This window comes from Methylorubrum podarium (genome assembly GCF_040270385.1).
In the GTDB taxonomy this organism is placed as follows: domain Bacteria; phylum Pseudomonadota; class Alphaproteobacteria; order Rhizobiales; family Beijerinckiaceae; genus Methylobacterium; species Methylobacterium podarium.
Genome location: NZ_JBELQE010000037.1, coordinates 47,536 through 67,020, shown reverse-complemented (window position 1 = coordinate 67,020; position 19,485 = coordinate 47,536). Strand labels below are relative to the sequence as shown.

The following is a 19,485-nucleotide window of genomic DNA, read 5'->3' as shown; positions in this document are numbered from 1 at the left end:
GCGTATCGCTCTCGCTGAGAGGTTCTGGCAGGCTTCGACACCCGCCTCGATACGCCGCCTTCAACACACCGTCGTCACCCAATCTCCCGCATAGCTCCTCGAAGCGCCGCGTGGACGTCAACGGTTTGCTCCCCTCGGGCGAGGCCGCCCGTCAGCGCGCCCGACGATGAGGTCAAGCAATGAACGGCCTCCGGAAACCTATCCGAAAACGCTCCCGTGACATGGCCGAGACCTCGCCAGGGGACAAGCGGGGCAGGAATCCCCGGTGCCTAAATTCGGGTTCATACCGGAACGAGGGGGAGGCCGTGTTCGTCCCAGCTAGGGCTTCCCGGCTGCCCGAAGGCGTGCGGGACCTCACCCAATGCAGCGTTCCCAAGGTTCCCGATGACCCGTCCGATCCACGCCCTGGCGGCCATGCTCCTCCTGGCCTCGACCGTGCTCACACCAGCCCTGGCACGCGAGGCCGCCCCAGCCTCAACCCCCGCCAAGGCGGTCGCCCCCTCCGCCGCACAGATCCTGGCGCGCATGCAGGTCGCCCAGGAAACCACCGCGACCCAGCCCGCGGGTTCACAGGGCCCTAGCAACAAGACCGAGGGCGTTCGCCAGTCCTCGCAGACCCAGGTGACAAGCCGCCAGCCCCTCGGGGCATTCCCGACGAACGAGGTCAGCCGCCAGCCGGTCATCGACCTCGGTGCCGGCGAGGAGGGCATGAAGAAGGACGTCGCCGCCCTTCAGCAGACCCTGACCGAGTTGCAGCAACTCCAGTTGCAGACCAAGCAGGCGCACTGGAACGCATCGGGCACCCTGTACTACCCGCTGCACCTCCTGCTGCAGGAGCACTACGAGGGCCTGTCGAAGTACGCCGACACCATCGCCGAGCGCCTCCTCGCGGTCGGCGTCTCGGCCGACGGGCGCGCGAACACCATCGTGAAGACTTCCGGCGTGCCGGAGATTCCCGGCGGCTTCCTCGACGATGCGCAGATCCTCGTGTGGTTCACCAACGCCTACAAGCGCGTCGGCGAGGAGGTGCACGCGGCCATCAAGACGACCGAGGACGTCGACCCCACCACGTCGAACCTGCTGCAGGAGGTCGAGCACGGGATCGCCAAGTACCAGTGGCAGATGCGGGCGCAGCTCCAGCGGACGCACACCGACCCGAACACCGGCTGGGACCTCAACGACAACAAGCCGGTCGACCTGCAGGGCCAGCAGGCTCCGGCCCAAACACCCGCCAAGCCCTGACGACAGCCAACCCCGCGCCGTCAGGCGCGGGGTTTCCCCTTGACCCGCGATCAGTTTATATTAATTCCAAACTAGAGATGCGCCCCCGGGATCGAACGACGCCTCAGCCTCCCCTCACGCCCGGCCAGCGAGCCATGTTGCTCCGGCTCGACCGGGAGGGACCGCTCGTCTCGCCCAAGCCCTGGGAGATGCGCACGGTCCGGTCCCTGAGGGAACGCGGGTTGATCCGCCCGCGGCTGTCGAGCCGGGACCCGGAGGGTCTCTGGTTCATCAGCGCCAAGGGCAGGCGAGCCATAGCCCCGGCGGGTCCAGCCGTCGGCGACCGTCATCCCCCGGCAGCATCACCGGCGTAGGCAGGATCTCGACCATGAATGCACCCGACGATACGACACGGCCGACGGCGAGATACGACGGCGGCACCATCGCGCTGCATTGGTTGACCGCGGCGCTCGTGCTCGGCCTATGGCTGGTCGGGACGTTCCTCGAAGACCTTGTCCCAAAGAGTGCCCTGCGCTCCGGCATCTGGTCGGCCCATTTCGACCTGGGCTTCGTCCTCACCGGCCTCGTCGTAGCCTTCCTCATCTGGCGGCGGGCCCGGGGCCGCGACCTGCCGGTCGATGACCCTGGGCCCCTTCATCGCCTGGCGAAGGCGACCCACGCCGCGCTCTACGTCCTGCTGCTGGTCATCGTCGGCCTCGGCATCGCCAACGCCTTCGTGCGCGGTGTCTCCCTCGGCCCGGTCAGCCTGCCGCAGATCGGCGACCCGGAGTGGCGGCGGCCCCTGACTCACTGGCACGGGTTGGCCGCCAACGTGCTGATGGTCCTGGCCCTGTTCCACGCGGTCGCCGCCCTCGTGCACCACTACCTCTGGCACGACGCCGTCCTGCGCCGCATGCTGCCCCGGGGATCCTGACGCCCATGCGACCCGTCCACCAGGAGCGGCACCTGATCGACCGCATCGGCTGGCTGCGAGCCGCCGTCCTCGGCGCAAATGACGGCCTCGTCTCCACCGCGAGCCTGATCGTGGGTGTGGCAGCCTCGTCCGCCAACACGGGTGAAATCCTCGTCGCCGGCAGCGCGGGCCTCGTGGCAGGCGCGATGTCGATGGCGGCCGGCGAGTACGTCTCGGTGAGTTCCCAGGCCGACACCGAGCAGGCCGACCTCGCCCGCGAGCAGCGCGAGCTCGGCGACGACCCGGCCGCCGAGTGGGAGGAACTCGCGCGGATCTACGTCGACCGGGGCCTCGACCATGCGCTCGCCTTGCAGGTCGCGGAACAACTGATGGCCAAGGATGCGCTCGGCGCCCATGCCCGGGACGAGCTCGGCATCTCCGAGGTCACGACGGCTCGGCCGGTCCAGGCGGCGCTGACCTCGGCGGCGACCTTCTCGGCCGGCGCGGCCTTACCCCTGGCGACGGCGGCGCTCTCGCCCGGCAACATCGCGGTCTATACGGTGTCGGGGGCCTCGCTGGTATTCCTGGCGGTGCTTGGGGGACTCGGCGCCAAGGCGGGCGGCGCCCCCATCGCCCGGGCGACGGCGCGGGTGACCTTCTGGGGCGTACTGGCCATGGCCGTCACGGCAGGAATCGGGAGCCTGGTCGGCAAGGCCGTCTGACTACCGCTGCGGATCGTGGCAGTGCATCTTCGGCGGCGCGGTCGCGCAATCGATGGAGCACGTCTGGTCGGGCCGGCAGAACCACTGCAGGGCGCCGGTCTTCAGACACGAGCCGGAACAGTGCCGGTGGGCCGCGTTCGTTGGTTCGACGAAGGACGCCGGCGCGTCCGGTGACGCCGCAGGTTGCTGGGCGAACGCTGCAGGCACGACCGCGAGTTGAACCAGCAGGAACCAACGCAAACGTCTCGCCATCGCAGTCTCCTCGAAAAGCGGCAGGCACACGCCGCATGTCTGCGACGACGATGCAGTGTGTAGTCGAGCTGCATTTAGCAACTGAAGATGTGAATGAAATTGACTAAAATCAATTTCATCGAATGCCGGCACCGACAATAGCGAGTGGCGGCAAGCACTTCAATGCTCATGTTGGAGAAGTGCTTGCCTGGCCTTGGGCAAGCCGGAACTGCTTTACCGCAGGTGGTGTTTCCGGCGGCGCTTCCGTCCGCGCTTTTCCCGGGGCGGGCCGCGCCATTCAAGGGAGGTTCCCGTCGATGGACAAGCCAGTCGCTGCCTGATCGGGGCCGTCAACCTGCTCGCGGCCGCCGACCCAGCACAGGCCGCGATGCCTGCCCAGACCGTGCTAACCGCGGCCATGCGTGCCGAGAGCTACGCCGACCTGCCCAAGCCCATCCCCGACGCTGTGGCGCTCCTAAAGGAGCCGGACGAGGTCGCGGCGAAGGCCAAACCGCTACTTGCCGCCTCTTAGGGCGAGGCCACGGTACAGCAGGCGCAATACTACTATCATCGCCACCATCACCATCACTGCTGCGACATGCCGTACGGGTACAGAGCCTGATGCGGCGGGGTGGATGGTTCCGCACCCCGCCCAGCCTTACCGCTGGCTCTTGGCGGCGCCTAGGATGCGCCGGTAGGTTCCGCCGAACACGGTGTGGGTCGCCGAGGTCCACTGCGAGTCCGCCGCCAGCGTCTCGCGGCTGGGGTAGATGCGTCGCGATTGGAGTTCGCGCTCGGCGCCTCCTCTTCGTTCATCGCCATGAGCTCGAAATCGGCCTCAACCGAGACGACGGACACCTGCATGAACGGCTCGTCCTTCCGGAAGATATGCCTGCGGCCTTCGTCCGGGGCCTTGAACACCATGAAGTACATCGTCGGCCCCCAGTGCCGGATGAGTGCCGGCATTGCGACCGGCACTGTTCCGGTCCAGTCGGTGTAGAAGCGTGGGTGGATCTCGGTCCTGATCACCTAATTCTCCTCGACCCTTAGGTCGATGAGGATCCGATAGGCGTAGTAGGCCTCGCCGAAGCTCCAGAGCGGCGGCCTTTGCGGTCCCGGTCCGCCGGGCTCGGCGAAATTCCCTCAAAGACCAGTCTTGCGGCCCTGGTGCTCACGCCCAATTCGGCGTCGTAGGCGTAGAACAGCTCGATCCCGCCTTTGACCGCTTCCAAGAGCGGGATGCAGTGCCAGGCATAATCCTGCGAGCCTTCTGTGCGGGGCTCCGGATCGCCCGCCCAACCGGGAATTTTCAAGCGCGTCCGCCGGGGCGGCAGCCCCGGCTCGATCAGCCTGACCTTCACCTGTCGCATTCTCGACCGTCCCTTCGATGTCGCCCTGGAAGATAGGAGGTCAGAGGAACGGTTCGGCGCGAAGCAACACCATGTGATCGCCCAGTCAGGTCGCTGCGGGGCGTAGCAGTACGTTGGCGACGCCCTGGGTGTGATCCGCGTCTTACTCGACGGTGACGGATTTTGATCTAGGCCGATCCCGCTCCAAGTGCGAAAGAGCGGCCCCAAAATCTCTGCGCCTGCCGACGTGATTACTGGGACTTGTCGGCGATGACCCTCGGGCCCGCCTCCTAGACTTCAGCAATTGTCTCCTTGGCTTTAGCATCAAAGGCCCCCTTGGGCTTGACGTTTCCGGCCCAGGATACCTTCGATCCGCTCCCGTCCTTCTACACTATGAGCATGGACTTATAGCTCTACACAGGCAGCGGGCGGGAGATTATCGTGCATGTGTAGTCTATCTTCTTGTCGCCGCGGAACTGTTCTTCCTCCATGATGGTGTCACTGCCCTTCATCGACAATGTTCACTCCTGCCTGCCGCCTTTCTAAGACAGCACCCACTTCTCGATGACGAGGTGCCAGTTGCCGATGCCGCAAAACCCGCCAACCATCTTCCAGACCGCTTCGGGCGATGCAGGCACCATCACGCTCTTCGTCACTTCAATCGCAAGGGCAGGCGTGACGACGACCATGGCCAGCGCCACGGCGGGGACGGCGATTCCGAGCATTCATCGGTTCCTGTAAAACCTTGAGCGCGTCGTGTGCGCCGAGGAACCAGCTACTGCGCGACCGAAGGCGGACTACGCCAAACGCGGATGTGTGAACGGTGCACTCGATGTACCCCTGAGGCAGTCTCGCGACCAACCAATGGCTAGCCTTCGGCGACCCGGCGCGATCAAACGCGGAGATAGCTCCAACCTGCCTCCTGAAGTGCCACGAGACGGACTGCACCAGCCGAAACGATGCCGACGTGTGGCAGTAATTCCAGAGGGTGCCCCTCTGCCTTCTCCATGGCTTTGATGGTGTTGCCGCAGGCCGAGAGTACGATTCCCGGCACGCTCTCGGTGATGGAGTGGATCCTCGACGTCACGGGCGATGTGTCGGCCCGCAGCATGTGCAGACCCGGCCCATAGGCAACGATCTCGACCTCAAGCTCCTCGGCCTGATTGCTGTATTCGCGTGCGAGATTGACCGCGTTGTTGAGGGCGAGGTCGAACACGCCGTTCTCGCGAGAACTGACCTGCAGTGCGACCCGATGGGTCTTGGGGTCAGCCGATTGGGTCGCCGAGGCCCTGCTCGCCACGAGCCAAGCCATCAGCGCGGCCAGTCCGGACACGCCCCTACGCGACAGCATCATCGTGTCCACTCCGTTCGCGAACGGTCCTGTTCCGACAGGAATATTCCTGCGAAATCGTGTCGTCAGGTTTGTACGAAGCGATAACTCGCACCAACGCGCTCGACACGTCCGACGCCTGAGCTCGGGAGGTGAAAGCCGACAAGCGTCATCCGCTCATTCGCCAAGCGGTCCAGCAGGGTGAGGCGGGTACGCGCCGCGAGGTCACGGTCGAGATCGCTTCCGAAGGCCCAGGCGGGGCGGCGGAACGACACAACCGCGTGGCTCAAGGCATCCCCGCCGATCAGTACCTGCTCCCGACCGGCTTCGACAAGGACGGAGGCGTGACCGGGCGTATGCCCCGGCGTCGCGACGTAGGTGAGGCCGGGAGCGATGCTTTCGCCGGGCTTACGGCGCTCCACCTTCGCCTCAAGGCGTCGCAGGGTCCGTCGCGAGCCTACGGAGAGGCCCTTAAGCCAATCCGGTACGCGGGTCTCGACATCCTCGCGGGTCCAGAAATCCCATTCCGCGGCCGGCACGACGTAGCGGGCATTGGGAAACCGTTCGCTGTCGTCGAAATCATCGACCGCGCCCCAGAGATGATCGGGATGGGCGTGCGTGAACACCACCTGGGTGATCGCCTCACGTGAGATGTTCCGGCTCTCCAGCGTCTCGCCGAGCTTGCCGGCCGTGGGCTGGAACGAGTTGCCCGAGCCGGCATCGATCAGAATGACTTCCGAGCCGATCCGAACGAGGCTCGGGTTCGTCGGAATCGGGGTGGCCTCCGCGGGCTGACCCTCGGCCTTAAAGACGGCTTCAACTTCCGCGCGCGGCGTGTCGGGCAGCATGAAGGCGAGGGAGGAGGACAGCGTGCCGTCGTTCGCCGTCTCCACGGAGGCGGCGCCGACCCTGAGCGCCGCTGTCTGGTTCGCCGAAGCGCGGCGGACGGGCCACGCGCCCGCGAAGCCCGCTGCGAGGCCACCCAAGAACAACCGCCTGTCGCAGCGCGTTCCCGCGGAGTTGGGACGGCTCGTCATTGGACCGGCGGGGCCTTCTTCGCGGGTTCGGCAGCCTTGTCTGGCGTCACGTCGAGGATGCGAGCGCGGCTCGTGATGGACGCTTCCTTCGGCAGGCAGTTCGTCATGCAGGGCTTGGCCGTCCAGAACTCCTTCTCCGCCGTCTCGCGGTCGTCCATGAAGAAGTTTTTCTCGTTAGGCAGGCGGATGCTGGCGAGGTTCTTCTCGTTCAGCTCGAAGTCCTGATCCTTCAGAATGTCGTTGAGATAGAGGAGATAGGCGGTGACCGAGTATGTCTCGTCCGGCGTGAGGGTCTGTGCCGCGCCGAACGGCATTGCCCGGTGAATGAAATCGAAGACGGTCGAGGCGTAGGGCCAGTAGGACCCGATGGTCTTAACCGGACTGTCGGACTTCAACGTGCCGGACCCACCGGCGAGCTCCGGCCACCGTCCCGCGCCCTCGCCGAACTCGCCATGGCAGCTGGCGCAGCGCTCCTGGAAGACCGTCTCGCCGAGCGCCGCGGTTCCCTTGCCGACAGGAAGCCCCTGGCCGTCCGGCCGCACGTCAATGTCCCAGCCCTTGATCTCCTCCGGCGTCGCGACGCGGCCGATGTTCAGACGCTCCGCCGCCACCGGCGTGGCCGCGAGGAGGACGGTCGCAAGGGCGGCCGAAAGACGGTTACGCGACCTCGACATTCTCGATCTCCCCGCTGGGCAGCACGTGCCAGGTCTGGATGCCGTTGTTGTGGTAGATCGAGTTCAGGCCGCGGTGTTGGCGCAGGGCCGCCTTGGTCGGCTGGACGTAGCCGGTCTCGTCCATGGCGCGGGACTGGATCAGCAGCGGATCGCCGTTCCAGTCGAACTCATAATAGAAACGCGTCAGCGCCTTATCGAGGACCGGCCCGTCGAGCCGCGCGGCCCGCCAGTTGCGGCCGCCATCGAGCGAGACGTCCACGCCCTTGATCGCGCCCCGCCCCGACCACGCCAAGCCCGAAAGCACGGTGAAGCCCTTACCGTGGATGGGCGCCTGCGGACTCGGATTGGTGATGACGGACTTCGCGTCCATGGCCCAGGTGAAGCGCCGCGCCTGACCGTCCGGCATGAGTGCCGTGTACTTCGACGTCTCCTCGCGGGTGTGCCAGGGCTCGTCGCCGACCTTGATCCGGCGCAGCCACTTCACCCACATGTTGCCTTGCCATCCCGGCAGGACGAGGCGGAGCGGATAGCCGTGCTCGGGATAGAGCGCCTCTCCGTTCATGGCGTAGGCGACGATGGCGTCGTCGAACGCTTTCTCGATCGGCACGGAGCGGGTCATCGCCGCGGCGTCGGCGCCCTCCGGCAACAGCCACTTGGCGTTGGTCTTGAGACCGGCTTCTTCGAGCAAGCGCTTGAGCGGGACGCCCGTGTACATGACGCAGTGGATCATGCCGTGGGTGAACTGACAGCCGTTGAGCTGCGCGCCCTTCCACTCCATGCCGGAATTGGCCGCGCATTCGAGGAACGCGATCCGGTTGACGCGGGGGAAGCGCTTGATGTCCTCCAGCGTCAGCATCAGCGGCTTCTCGACGAGGCCGTGGATCATCAACCGATGCTCGGACGGATCGATCTCGGCGATGCCGCCATGGTGGCGCTCGAAGCCCAGGCCGTTCGGGGTGATGATTCCCTCCAGCTGGTGCAGCGGCGTGAAGCTGACCGAACTCTGGCGCGAGGCGGTCAGCCATTCGACGTCGCGGCGGATCACGTCCACCTCGAACTTCGACGGGCGGCCGTAGGGCCGGCTGACGACACCCTCACCGAGCGACTGCGACCATTCCGGTACGCTCGGCGGAAGGTTCTTCGCGTCCGGCGCGGCGGCTGCGCGGCCCGCAAAAGCCCCCGTGCCGACCGCTCCGCCGAGGGCGAGGCCGGTGCGCAGGAAGGATCTTCGAGAGGTTGGCCCGGACGGATCGGGGCGCGGCTTCGGTTCAGACATCGGCCTCTCCGAACTGTTTCAAGTATAGCAATGTGTGAATATATTGGAGACGACTAGGCGCCACGGACGGTGACCTGCGCGGGCGTCGGGTTCACCGTTCCCTTGGCCTTGATGTGCGAGGAGACGACGTCCCAGATCGGCGGGCCGTCGGTGCCCTCGTTGACGCTCGCCCATCCTGCCACGGTGTAGCTGGTGCCAGCCTCGATGGGTTTGCCGGTGCGCAGGAGGGTGAGGTCTGAGATGCGGCTGCCGGCCGGGCGAGCGACGTCGATGGCGTAGGACACGCCGCCCACCCGCACCATGTCGCCACCTTGCTGGTAGTACGGATCGGCGTTGAAGAGGTTGTCGGCCACGTCCTCCAGCACCTCCTTCAGCCGGGCGCCGGTCATCGGCATCCGATAAGCCGCCGGGTAGGTGATGGCGGTGGCGTTGTAGACGTCCTCGCGGGTTATCGACTGGCCGGGCAGGAGGGTCGTGCCCCAGCGGAAGCCGGGCGAGAGGGCAATCTCAGCCTCTCGCTCGGACAGGAGCGCATCGCAGATCATGTCGTCGAGCGTGCCGTTGAAGTTGCCCCGCCGGTAGAGCAGGGCCTCGGTCCGGCCGAGTTCCTCCTTCAGCATCGCCTCGTGGGGCGCACGGATCGACCGGATCTTGGCCGCCATCGTCTTCTCTGGGGCGATGATATCGGAGAAGATCGGGATGAGCTTCGAACGGTAGCCCTTCACGGCCCCGTCCCGCACGTCGAGGTCGACGCGGGTGAGGAACTTGCCGTGGCTGCCCGAGGCGATGAGTAGGGTGTTGCCGACCTTTACCGCCTGAGGCAGCGCGTCGTGCGTGTGTCCGGTGAGTACGACGTCGATTCCCTTCACCCGCGAGGCGAGCTTGCGGTCCACGTCGAAGCCGTTGTGGGAGAGCAGCACGACGAGGTCGGCGCCCTCCTTCCGGGCCTTGTCGACGCTCGCTTGCACGTCCTCCTCGCGGATGCCGAAGGACCAGCCGGGGATCATCCAGCGAGGGTTGGCGATGGGCGTGTAGGGAAAGGCCTGCCCGATCACCGCGACCTTCGCGCCGCCGCGCTCGAACATCTTCGTGGCCTCGAAGGCCGGCTCGTTCCATTCGGCGTCGCGAACGTTCTGGCCCAGGAACGGGCAGCCGAGCCCGTCCACGATCTCCTTAACCCGTTCGGTGCCGAGGGTGAACTCCCAGTGGCCCGTCATGGCGTCGGGCTTCAGCAGCGCCATGCAGTCGACCATGTCCTGGCCCTTGCTCACCATCGAGGTGTAGCTGTTCTGCCAAGTGTCGCCGCCGTCCAGGAACAGCACCTTGTCGCCTCGCTCGGCGCGGATCGCGTCGAGCACCGTGGCGATCCGGTCGAGGCCGCCCATCCGGCCATAGCTGCGGGCCAGCGCGACGTAGTCCTCCGGCGTGAGCGCATAGGCCAGCGGCGAGCCGCCGGGGATGCCGTAGAGGTCGAGGTAGGCGCGTCCGGTGACGTGGGGGACCTGACCGCGCGCCTCGCCCATCCCGAGGTTGGTCGAGGGCTCGCGGAACAGCACGGGCCGCAACTGCGCGTGGATGTCGGTGAGATGGACCAGGGTGACGTTGCCCATCGGCTCGAAGGCCAGGAGGTCGTCCTGGGTCAGGCGCTGCTGGGCGAAGGCGCGGGTCCAGCCCGTCGGCACCAGGGCCGCGGTGGCGGCGGCGATCTGCAGGAAGTCGCGGCGTGAGGTCATGGCAGGATCAGGCCCTCAGTTGCGCACGGCGGGCGTCTCGACCGGAAGGCCGAGGCCGCGCCACGCGACGTAGGTCTCCAGGGCGAGGAACTCGTCGGAGAGCGGCTTGTAGGGGGTGGCCCGGACGTCCTGCATGCAACCTTCCATGCGCTCGTGGAGCGGCACCAGCCGCTGGTCGCGCAGGCGGTAGACGGGGAATCCGTTGCTCTGCCCCTGGCTGAGGAAGTCGGCCCGGAGATACTTGCCGTGGTTCTTCTCGTGGCAGCTCGCGCAAGCGAGATCGAGTTGGCCGTTCCGCTGGTAGTAGAGCGATTGTCCTCGCTCGAACCAGGGCGTCATGGGCCCGTCCACCTTCACGGCGACCGGCATCCCGCGGGACTGGTTACGGACGTAGGTGGTCATGGCCGTAAGTTCGGACGAGCCGAAGGCCCAGGGCTCGGCTTTCAGGGCGCCGCTGCGGCAGATGTTGATCCGCTGCTCCAGATTGACCGGCTTGCCGAGCTTCTCGTTCCACTTCGGATAGGCCGCCGCGACGCCCTTCATCGAGGTCGATGCCTCGTTGTGGCAGCTCGCACAGGACTTTCCCGCCGCGCCATCGACCTTCGACCAGAGTTCCTCTCCCTGCTCCACGGCGAGGAAGCCCGGATTGTTGAAGTCGTCGGCCTGCATGTCCTGCGTTTCCTTGGAGCGGAAATACAGGCCGGAGACAACTTCATCAAACGGGGAATTCGGGTTCTGGACCTTGAGGCCGTGCGCCTGCCAGGCCGGACGCTCGGACCCTTCCTTAGCGGCGGGCGCGGAGGGCATGTCCTGCGCATGGGGTGCGACGGCCAGCGCGACGAGCGCGAGCGCGGTGACGGCAAAGGGAATGGGGCGGACCATTGCGAGGGCTCCGGCGCGGCGGGGGAGGCGCTCCGGGGCAATCGGCCCCGGGCGCGCGTCAGGCGACCTTGATCTGCTCGGTGGCCTGGGTCTTCGACCCGTCGTCATCGATCCAAGTGAAGGTCAGCGTGCCGGTTTCCTCGGGTCTGATCTTGAACTGGAAGTAGGGGTTGGCGGAGACCGCGCTCTCTATGTCGGCGCTGAAGATCGTCTTGCCATTCAGGTCGCAGGTGAACTTATTCAGGATCTTGCGCGGGATCGTCTTCCCGTCCTTGTCCTTGCGCTGGCCGGATTCCATCGTGTGTGAGACGAGCGTCTTCACCTCGATGATGTCTCCCTTTGCGACATCCTTCTTGTCCAGTTTGATCCGCGGCTTCACGTCGGCCATGTGGTCCTCCCGTCCTCGTTCGATGCTGTTGCGTGTGGGTTAGCCGCCGCAGCCGCCGATGGTGACCTTCACCTGGCGGACGTCGCTGAAGACCGAGCCGTCGTTCATGCGGGCGACCGCGATGACGTTCTGCGTCTCGGCAAGACGGATGCGCGTGTTCGCCTCGGCGACGCTCGACGGCGTGAAGTGGAAGCTGATGACGCCGGGGTTCGGATTGCCCTCGGCAACGATCATCACCTCCTCGACATAGCTCTCCGGCGTCATCGGCACGTCGACGCTCACCGTCATCGGTACGGTGTTGCCGTTCTCGGCGATCTCGGGGAGTTCGAGCTTGACCTTGCCCCTCACGGGCTCCTTGCCGCGGGTGAAGGCCTTGATGGCCTCATCGGTCGCAGGCTTCGCGGCCAGGGCCGGTCCAGCGCGGAAGGCGAAGGCGGTTGCCACGACGGCTCCGGTGCCGAAGGCCAGGGCTTGGCGGCGGTTCAATGCGGGGATCTTGGCAGAGGTCATGGGAAGCGGCTCCTTCAGCCCGCGAGATCACTTCAGGGTCGTGAGGTAGGCGACGACGTCCTCGACCTGCTGCGCGGTCAGGATCGGCTTGCCCTGGAACTCGGGACGCACGCGATGAAGGCCCTCGATCCGGTAGAAGGCAGGCATCACGGTCGCCTCGGTGAAGACGTGCTTCGGGTTGACGACGATCATGCGCAGATGCGCCGCGTCCCACCGTTCGGCGACGCCGTCGAGGGAGGGTCCGATCTCGCCGTGAAAGGACTCGGTGCTCAGCGAAGAGACCTGATGGCAGCCGAGGCAGTTGCCCTGGCGGCGGTTCACCACGACCTTGGCGCCGGCCGCCGCATTCCCCGGCTTGTCGGTAAGCGGCTCGGGGATCGCGTCGCTGCCGTCGACGGCCACGACCTTGAACGGTGCAAGCCCGGTTGAAGCCGTCTCGGCTCCGGCGGCGGTCGCGAGGACGCAAAGTCCTGCGAGCGCAAAGGCTGTGATCGGCCTACGCATCTGGCGTTTCCTCGGTGCGCCGTCATTGCGGCGGGTGCGGTCGTTTCGAACCGCACGCACTGCCGATGGGCGAACCAATCGACATATGCGAATATTTGCAAGTTTGACGCTTATCGCTTTCGAGTCAAGCGTTAATCAGGAGGCCACCGATCATCGCGGCCGAACTGTTAGCCCCGCCGCGCCGCCTCCGGGGAGCGCAGGTAGTCCTGCAGGTTCGTACGCTCGTAGGCTCGCTCGGCCACGAAGGCGAAGGTTCGCCGGAACTCCTCAGGCGCGACATAACCCCGAAGGCGCAGGACCTCGCGCTGCTGAGGCGGCTTGTCCGCGAGCGTCGATTCTTCCGCCGGGAAAAACTGTATGCTCGGCGTGGAGTAGATCCCGTATTTCTCCGCGAAGCCCTTTTCGGAAAGGGTCTGCCCGTCAAAATCGGTGACTTCGCGCGAACCGATGAAGTTCAACTGCAGGATATCGAAACGCTCGCGGATATACGTGCTCGTCGCCCGATCCGCGAAGTTCACGAGGTGGATCTGCTTGCAGTAGGGACAGCCCTTCAACTCCCAAAGGACGGCAAGACGTTTGCCGTGGTCCCGGGCCGCCCTCAGATCGTCCGACAGGTCGAGGAAGCTTTCGAGGAACCAGGGCTCCCGGTAGAGACCGTCATCGCCCTGGATCGCCTGGGCCATGGCTTTGGAAGGCAGGCCAAGCGCGAGGGCACCCGCAAGGAACCGGCGCCGGGTCGACATGACGTCCCCTCCAAATATTCTTGTTCGTGCATGTGTAGTGCGAATTTCCCGCATCTGGCAATCCGTTGCCCCTGATACCCGCTGCTGCTGTGGCTTTGAGAGGAGGCGAGGTGAAGGGGCGATTGAGTCCGCTGTTCCGGGGCCAATCACAATCCCGGCGGCCACGTCGCTTCCACTCGAACACATTCGATTTTTGCTATATCAAAGTGATGGTCTTGAGCTTGGGAAGGTCGATGCGGGAAACGAGGCGGGCAGTCATGGCGGGGGCTTGGGGGGGCGCCCTATGGCCTTGCTCCGTCGAGGCCGCCGAAATGGTCAAATTCGAGCGGCGCGGCTGCCCGTGGTGCAAGGTGTGGGACAAGGAGATCGGGCCGATCTATCCGAAGACGGATATCGGGAAGCGGGCGCCGTTGCGCCGTGTCGATCTCGACGCAGGCATCCCTCCCGGACTCACGCTCAAGCGCCCGATCCTCTACACACCGACATTCGTCCTCATCGAAGGCGGCGCCGAGGTCGACCGGATCGAGGGCTATCCGGGCGAGGAGTTTTTCTGGGGGCGGGCCGAGCGGTTGCTGAAACAGCTACCGGCTTCCCCGTGACGGGTTTTAGACGGCAAGGAAAAGGGTGAGATGATGCCGTTGCAGCAAGCGCAGCCGGTGACGAGCGCCGAGGCCCCGGGCAGCCTCGACCTGGAACTGTTGCTGGCCAATGCACGTGATGCCAGCGAGCTGCTGAAGGCTCTCGGCCACGAGGCGCGCCTTGTTATCCTTTGCCTGTTGGTCGAGGGCGAGCGCTCAGTCTCGGAACTGGAGCAACTGCTGAACCTGCGCCAGCCCGCCGTGTCCCAGCAGTTGGCGCGGTTGCGGGCCGACGATCTCGTCGAGGCCCGCCGCGACGGCAAGAACATCTACTATGCGCTGGCCCGGCCCGAGGTTCGCGAAATCATCGCTGCCTTGCACCGCGCCTTCTGCAACGGACGTACGCCGTAACCTTTGAAGCCCCTCACGTATGTCGGTCTACGAGAAAGTAGAGACCCGCTCGGGCTCCGACGAGGATCGCGCCGAGGGCGAGCATCGAGCCGACCGACAGCGTCGAGAGACCGCTCAACCCCTGGCCGATGGTGCAGCCGAGGGCAGTGACGCCGCCCGTGCCCATTAGGAACGCGCCGAGAAGGTGGCGCTTCACCTCCCGGGCATCGTCGGGCGCTTCCCAATAGAATTCGCCCGCTTGGCGTGCCGACGCGAAAGATCCGACCAGGACGCCGAAGACCGAGGCCACGCCGAAATCGATCTTCGTGCCGCTCGCGAGCATGGCGTAGAGCAACGTATCGCCGACAGGTCGAGCGAAGCTGAAGGAGCCGACCGCCTGGGTCTCGAACTCGTCGAAGCCCGCGCTTCCGTTGGCCCACCATCCGGCGACGATCACACATCCGATCACGATAGCGCCGACCAGCAGCCGCTTCGTCTCCCGGAAGGCGCCGCTCGTGAGCGCCGCGATACAGAAGCCGACGCCTACCACGACGCTCACGACAATGCGGCCCGCCTGATCGAGCCGCAGGAGAGCGCCGAGGCGCTGGCTTCCGAGATCGACGCTTAACGGCTCAGTAATCGTCACGCGCATGAGCGCCGTCACGCCGCTGATTGCCATATAGGCTGAGAGGCCGAGCACAAGCAGGACGAGGAGGGCTCGTAGGTCTCCCCCGCCGAGCCGAATGAGAGCCCCAAAGCTACAGGTCCCTACGAGCGCCATCCCAAAGCCGAACATCGCCCCGCCGAGGATCATCGCGCCCCATTCCAAGCGCGGCCCCGTGTAGATCGACCGGGAGAGGTCGAGACCGGCAGCGGCTTCCAAAAGTTGGGTGCCGAGGATGGCGATGCCAATCGCCAGCAGCCAAGCACGCGCGCGGCGGGTGTCACGCGCGTAGACGGCATCCTCGATGGCGCCGAGCGTGCAGAAGCGACCCCGCCGTGCGACCGTGCCGAGCAGTGCTCCAAGGGCGAGGCCGAGCGCCGCCCGGAGAAGGTAAGCAGGCAGCGTGTCCAACATCAGCCTAGATTCGTTCACCCTTGAAAGGCCTTGTCAAACGGCCGTGTGAGAATCGTAGCGTCCCGTGACGCACAGCGACGGAACAGTCTGCGTCAGGCTGGCGACAAGTTGGCTCCGTGCGCGGCTCACCCGGCTCTTGACGGTCCCTACCTGGCAGCCGAGGCGGGCTGCCGCCTCTTCGTAGGTGAAGCCTTCGGCCCCCACGAGCAGCAGCGCCTGGCGTTGCGGGAGCGGCAGCGTCCCGATGAGGTTCATCACGGCCCCGAGCGCCACGACGTGGTCCTGGTCCGGTGCCGCCGTAAGCGTCGCGGCGTGCGCGCCCTCGGCGTCCTCGACCTCGCGCCTGGCCTTGCGCATCTCGGTGTAGAACTGGTTGCGCAGGATCGTGAAGCTCCAGGCCGTGAAGTTGGTGCCGGGCACGAACTTCTCCCGGTTGGCCCATGCCCGGACCATCATCTCCTGCACGAGGTCGTCGGCGCGGGCCGCATTCGCGCAGAGGGACATCGCGAACGTCCGAAGCATCGGCAGCGCCCGGAGGAGATCGTCGCGGAACGTGACCCCGAGACGCTCGCCGGATGCGACCAGCGACGCCTCGAACCGCTCGACGAGGAGCGAGAGCCTCTCCGGGATGGCCGCGTGCTCGGCAACCGAGAAGTAATCCCGCAACGGACCCGTAAGATGGGCAGCGATGCCCGCCTTGGAGCAATCGCCGCTGGGCAAAGCCGTTGGATCGGCGGCATGCGGGGTGTCGGTCACGGTCGGATGCCTTTTCGAGTGAGGGTAAGGTGCGACGACCGCACGATGCATTCGTTGTGATGCGGAACCCCGAGCTTGACCGCCCGAACGGTCCTCAGGCGGGGTCGACCGAGGCCCCCGCCTTGACCAGTGCCGGAAAGCCCCCGGCAACGTGGGCGACCGGTCCGAGGCCCATGTCGTTGAGCACCTTGGCGGCCAGGGCCGACCGGTTGCCGGAGGCGCAGTAGAGTACCAGGCGCCTACCGCCGCCGAGCTCGGCCTTGTGGGTCGGGCTCTCCGGGTCGGCCTGGAACTCCAGGAAGCCGCGGGGCACATGGACCGCGCCGGCGATCCTGCCGGTCTTGGCCAATTCCTCGCCTTCGCGCACGTCGACGAGCATCGTGTCGGGCTGGCCGAGGCGTGCGAGCGCCTCCTCGGCCGACAGGGTCTCAACCTCGCGGTTGGCTTCCGCCACCAAATCCTTCGCGCTTCTCATGGTCATGGCTTCCTCCGTCACTCGCCCCAGGCCGCGCCGTCGAGGGCGTCCAGCGGGATCTTCAGGTAACGCTTGCCGTTCGCCTCGGGCTCGGGCAGGCGGCCGCCTCGGATGTTCACCTGCAGGGAATGCAGGATGAGCTTGGGCATCGGCAGTTCGCGGTCGCGTGCCTCGCGCATGCGGACGAACGCCTCCTCGGTCGGGGCCTCGACGAGGTGCGGGTTCTCGGCCCGCTGCCGGGCGACCGTGCTCTCCCAGGCCGCCTCGCGCCCGCCCGGGCGGTAATCGTGCCCAGTGAACAGCCGTGTCTCGTCCGGCAGGGCCATGATGCGCTGGATGCTGCGCCAGAGCGCGTGCGCGCTGCCGCCTGGGAAGTCGGCCCGCGCCGAGCCGCTGTCGGGCATGAACAGCGTGTCGTGGATGAAGGCGGCGTCGCCGATCCGGTAGGCGATGGAGGCCATGGTGTGGCCGGGCGTGAACATCACCTCGACGTCGAGGTCGCCGATCCGGAAGCGCTCGCCGTCGGCGAAGAGCCGCGACCACTGCGAACCGTCCGTCCGGAACGTGTCGGGCAGGTTGTAGAGCCCCTTCCAAAGCCGCTGCACGTCGACGACCTTCTCGCCGATGGCGGTCGGGACGCCGGTCTTGTCGTGCAGGTAGCCGGCCGCCGAAAAGTGGTCGGCGTGCGGATGGGTGTCGAGGATCCACTCCAGCTCGTAGCCCTCGCGCTCGATGTGGGCGAGCAGGGCATCGGCGGAGCGGGTCGCGGTCGCGCCGGACTTCGGATCGAAGTCGAGCACCGGGTCGATGATGGCGCAGCGCTTCGTCCCGGGATCGGCGACGACGTACTGGATGCTGCCGGTCGGCTCGTCATGGAAGCCGGTCACGATGGGACGCCCGCGCAGGGCTGCGATGGTCTGGTCCGACATGAAACGCCTCCTTTTTCGGGTTCAGGTGTTGGCGCCGAGGAGCGGCAGGGCTCCGCGGGCGACGACGTACAGGCCGACCAGGATGACGAGGCCGGCGAAGGTGACGGTCAGGGCTCGCTTGCGCCCGGCGAGCCTCTGGCCGAGGCGCGTGCCGGCGAGGCCGCCGAGCACGCCTCCCAGGATGAACAGGCCGGCCAACGGCCAGTCGATCAGGCCGGAGGCGGCGTAGCTCGCGGCGGTCGCCGCCCCGAAGGCGCTGACCGCGACCAGCGAGGTGCCGATGGCCATCGGCAGCGGCATCGACGTCGCCAGCATCAGGCCCGGCACGATGAGGAATCCCCCGCCGATGCCGAAGAAGCCGGAGAACAGGCCGACCGCGAACCCGATGCCGAGCAGCCAGGGCAGGAGTACCGGGGCGTTGGCCTTCGTCAGGCGCACCTCGGGGTCGCCGTCACCGCGCCGCTTGCGCAGCATCAGGCCCCCGACCACGAGCATCACGACACCGAACAGGGCCAGGAGGCTCTGCCCGTCGACCGCCTTCGCAGCGACCGAGCCGGCCAGCGCGCCGAGGACGCCGGCGACCGAGAATGCCGCCGCGCAGCGCCACTTCACGTTCCCCGCCCGCCATTGCGGGACGAGGTTGCCGGCCGCGCTGACCGACACCGCCAGGGCGCTGGTGCCGATCGCCACGTGTGGCGAGGACACGCCGACGACGTAGGTCAGGAGCGGGACCGCCAGGATCGAGCCGCCCCCGCCGACGAGACCGAGGATCAGGCCGACGACCCCGCCCGAGCCGGCCGCGAGGCCGGATGTCAGCAGGCCGGGCGTCATGCGTCGGCTCCCTGGACCGCCGGCTTCGGGGCTGCCGCCGGAAGAAGGTGAAACGCCAGCATCCCGACGACCATGGCGACGACGAAGGTCACAGCTTGCGCCGGTGCGACCGTCAGCAGGGTGAGGGCGGGCCCCGGGCACAGGCCGGCGAGGCCCCAGCCGAGACCGAACACCGCGGCGCCGGCGATCAGGCGCGGGTCGAGGTCGCGCCGGGTCGGGATCTCAAGCCGGGAGGCGAGCAACGGCCGCCCACGGCGCCGCGCCACGAAATAGCCCGTCGCCGAGACCGCGACGGCGCCAGCCATCACGAAGGCGAGGCTCGGGTCCCAGCGCCCGGTCACGTCGAGGAAGGCGAGAACCTTGGCCGGATCAGCCATGCCGGAGACGAGGAGGCCGAGGCCGAACAGGAGACCGACGGCGAAGGCGGAGGCGGTCTTGGCCATGGCTCAGGCTCCGACGAGATGGCGCACGACGAGGACGGTCAGGATGGCGACGGCCATGAAGGTGCCGGTGGCGACCACGGAGCGGGGCGAGCCACGGCCGATGCCGCAGACACCGTGGCCGCTCGTGCAGCCGGCACCGAGGCGCGATCCGAACCCGACCAGCAGACCGGCGACCACGAGCAGCGGGAACGAGGCATCCACCGTCAGCGGCGGCAGGCTGCCACCCAGGCCGGCGTAGGCGAACGGCGCCAGGACGAGTCCTGCCACGAAGGCGGCGCGCCAGCCCGTCTCGCGAGATGGCGGGGTTAGGAGGCCGCCGAGAATGCCGCTGATGCCGGCGATCCGTCCGTTGAGGAGCAGGAACAGGGCCGCGGAGGTGCCGATCAAGGCACCGCCGGCGAGGGCGCTGACAGGCGTGAAGCCGTCCATGGTGGTCGCTCCCAAACGGTGGTCCGGGGGATGCCCGGCGGGGCGCAAGGGACGTCCTCCCCT

The 19,485-nt window shown here is 66.8% G+C and carries 24 protein-coding genes and 1 pseudogene; 5 read left to right on the top strand and 20 right to left on the bottom strand.

Translation table 11 applies throughout. From position 1 onward, the window contains the following. Positions 1 to 384 precede the first annotated feature (384 nt). From ABS772_RS06110 to ABS772_RS06100, 3 genes are all read left to right on the top strand, one after another. Entirely contained in the window at positions 385 to 1,242 is an 858-nt protein-coding gene (locus ABS772_RS06110; RefSeq protein WP_012455896.1) for a Dps family protein, read from the top strand. A 367-nt stretch (positions 1,243 to 1,609) separates the two neighbouring features. Further along, complete coding sequence (locus ABS772_RS06105; protein ID WP_012455895.1) at positions 1,610 to 2,155, top strand: cytochrome b; 546 nt, start codon at positions 1,610 to 1,612, stop codon at positions 2,153 to 2,155. 5 nt (positions 2,156 to 2,160) lie between these two features. Then, complete coding sequence (locus ABS772_RS06100; protein ID WP_012455894.1) at positions 2,161 to 2,856, top strand: VIT1/CCC1 transporter family protein; 696 nt, start codon at positions 2,161 to 2,163, stop codon at positions 2,854 to 2,856. Here the strand turns inward: ABS772_RS06100 and ABS772_RS06095 are convergent, their stop codons facing one another. The 13 genes and pseudogenes from ABS772_RS06095 to ABS772_RS06035 form a co-directional block, all read right to left on the bottom strand. Then, positions 2,857 to 3,108 carry a hypothetical protein gene (locus tag ABS772_RS06095; protein ID WP_012455893.1) on the bottom strand — a complete coding sequence of 84 codons (252 nt, stop codon included), beginning with the start codon at positions 3,106 to 3,108 and terminating at the stop codon, positions 2,857 to 2,859. Positions 3,109 to 3,745: 637 nt separating this feature from the next. Beyond that, positions 3,746 to 4,457 (bottom strand): annotated as a pseudogene (locus ABS772_RS26410) (hypothetical protein). Positions 4,458 to 4,978: 521 nt separating this feature from the next. Beyond that, positions 4,979 to 5,161 (bottom strand): SRPBCC family protein, encoded by a 183-nt coding sequence (locus tag ABS772_RS06085; RefSeq protein WP_017484328.1) that lies wholly within the window; start codon positions 5,159 to 5,161, stop codon positions 4,979 to 4,981. Between the two features lie 167 nt (positions 5,162 to 5,328). Continuing rightward, positions 5,329 to 5,790 (bottom strand): DsrE family protein, encoded by a 462-nt coding sequence (locus ABS772_RS06080; protein ID WP_003597852.1) that lies wholly within the window; start codon positions 5,788 to 5,790, stop codon positions 5,329 to 5,331. Positions 5,791 to 5,852: 62 nt separating this feature from the next. Next, complete coding sequence (locus ABS772_RS06075) at positions 5,853 to 6,803, bottom strand: MBL fold metallo-hydrolase (RefSeq protein WP_350392965.1); 951 nt, start codon at positions 6,801 to 6,803, stop codon at positions 5,853 to 5,855. After that, positions 6,800 to 7,477, bottom strand: a complete 678-nt coding sequence (locus ABS772_RS06070) for a c-type cytochrome (RefSeq protein WP_012455891.1) — start codon at positions 7,475 to 7,477, stop codon at positions 6,800 to 6,802. The genes ABS772_RS06075 and ABS772_RS06070 overlap by 4 nt, the downstream gene beginning before the upstream one ends. After that, a complete protein-coding gene (gene soxC / locus ABS772_RS06065) occupies positions 7,461 to 8,753 on the bottom strand; it encodes a sulfite dehydrogenase (RefSeq protein ID WP_003597857.1) in 1,293 nt (430 codons plus the stop codon). The genes ABS772_RS06070 and soxC overlap by 17 nt, the downstream gene beginning before the upstream one ends. A gap of 53 nt (positions 8,754 to 8,806) precedes the next feature. Next, positions 8,807 to 10,486: a thiosulfohydrolase SoxB gene (gene soxB, locus ABS772_RS06060; RefSeq protein ID WP_003597858.1), complete on the bottom strand. Its 1,680-nt coding sequence runs from the start codon at positions 10,484 to 10,486 to the stop codon at positions 8,807 to 8,809. Between the two features lie 15 nt (positions 10,487 to 10,501). Then, positions 10,502 to 11,368 carry a sulfur oxidation c-type cytochrome SoxA gene (gene soxA, locus ABS772_RS06055; RefSeq protein ID WP_350392962.1) on the bottom strand — a complete coding sequence of 289 codons (867 nt, stop codon included), beginning with the start codon at positions 11,366 to 11,368 and terminating at the stop codon, positions 10,502 to 10,504. A 58-nt stretch (positions 11,369 to 11,426) separates the two neighbouring features. Then, a complete protein-coding gene (gene soxZ / locus ABS772_RS06050; protein ID WP_003597861.1) occupies positions 11,427 to 11,756 on the bottom strand; it encodes a thiosulfate oxidation carrier complex protein SoxZ in 330 nt (109 codons plus the stop codon). A gap of 39 nt (positions 11,757 to 11,795) precedes the next feature. Further along, entirely contained in the window at positions 11,796 to 12,266 is a 471-nt protein-coding gene (soxY, locus tag ABS772_RS06045; RefSeq protein WP_003597863.1) for a thiosulfate oxidation carrier protein SoxY, read from the bottom strand. Positions 12,267 to 12,293: 27 nt separating this feature from the next. After that, the gene (soxX, locus tag ABS772_RS06040) at positions 12,294 to 12,770 is read right to left on the bottom strand and encodes a sulfur oxidation c-type cytochrome SoxX (RefSeq protein ID WP_003597865.1); all 477 of its coding nucleotides are present in this window, start codon (positions 12,768 to 12,770) and stop codon (positions 12,294 to 12,296) included. Positions 12,771 to 12,937: 167 nt separating this feature from the next. Next, positions 12,938 to 13,513, bottom strand: a complete 576-nt coding sequence (locus ABS772_RS06035) for a thioredoxin family protein (RefSeq protein ID WP_003597867.1) — start codon at positions 13,511 to 13,513, stop codon at positions 12,938 to 12,940. A 311-nt stretch (positions 13,514 to 13,824) separates the two neighbouring features. Between ABS772_RS06035 and ABS772_RS06030 the strand changes: the two genes are divergently transcribed. Further along, on the top strand, positions 13,825 to 14,112 hold the full coding sequence (locus tag ABS772_RS06030; protein ID WP_012455890.1) for a thioredoxin domain-containing protein: 288 nt from the start codon (positions 13,825 to 13,827) through the stop codon (positions 14,110 to 14,112). A gap of 33 nt (positions 14,113 to 14,145) precedes the next feature. Beyond that, complete coding sequence (locus tag ABS772_RS06025) at positions 14,146 to 14,502, top strand: ArsR/SmtB family transcription factor (protein ID WP_026105494.1); 357 nt, start codon at positions 14,146 to 14,148, stop codon at positions 14,500 to 14,502. 13 nt (positions 14,503 to 14,515) lie between these two features. Here ABS772_RS06025 and ABS772_RS06020 read toward each other — a convergent pair whose 3' ends face one another. The 7 genes from ABS772_RS06020 to ABS772_RS05990 form a co-directional block, all read right to left on the bottom strand. Then, the gene (locus ABS772_RS06020) at positions 14,516 to 15,559 is read right to left on the bottom strand and encodes a YeeE/YedE family protein (protein WP_012455889.1); all 1,044 of its coding nucleotides are present in this window, start codon (positions 15,557 to 15,559) and stop codon (positions 14,516 to 14,518) included. A 33-nt stretch (positions 15,560 to 15,592) separates the two neighbouring features. Then, on the bottom strand, positions 15,593 to 16,315 hold the full coding sequence (locus ABS772_RS06015; RefSeq protein WP_003597872.1) for a sigma-70 family RNA polymerase sigma factor: 723 nt from the start codon (positions 16,313 to 16,315) through the stop codon (positions 15,593 to 15,595). Positions 16,316 to 16,409: 94 nt separating this feature from the next. Further along, complete coding sequence (locus ABS772_RS06010; RefSeq protein WP_003597873.1) at positions 16,410 to 16,796, bottom strand: rhodanese-like domain-containing protein; 387 nt, start codon at positions 16,794 to 16,796, stop codon at positions 16,410 to 16,412. An 11-nt stretch (positions 16,797 to 16,807) separates the two neighbouring features. Beyond that, complete coding sequence (locus tag ABS772_RS06005) at positions 16,808 to 17,719, bottom strand: MBL fold metallo-hydrolase (RefSeq protein ID WP_003597874.1); 912 nt, start codon at positions 17,717 to 17,719, stop codon at positions 16,808 to 16,810. Positions 17,720 to 17,740: 21 nt separating this feature from the next. After that, entirely contained in the window at positions 17,741 to 18,550 is an 810-nt protein-coding gene (locus ABS772_RS06000; protein WP_003597009.1) for a sulfite exporter TauE/SafE family protein, read from the bottom strand. Then, positions 18,547 to 18,993 (bottom strand): YeeE/YedE family protein, encoded by a 447-nt coding sequence (locus ABS772_RS05995; RefSeq protein WP_003597007.1) that lies wholly within the window; start codon positions 18,991 to 18,993, stop codon positions 18,547 to 18,549. Before ABS772_RS05995 ends, ABS772_RS06000 begins: the two co-directional genes overlap by 4 nt. Before the next feature lie 3 nt (positions 18,994 to 18,996). Then, positions 18,997 to 19,422 (bottom strand): YeeE/YedE family protein, encoded by a 426-nt coding sequence (locus tag ABS772_RS05990; RefSeq protein WP_003597005.1) that lies wholly within the window; start codon positions 19,420 to 19,422, stop codon positions 18,997 to 18,999. Positions 19,423 to 19,485 lie beyond the last annotated feature (63 nt).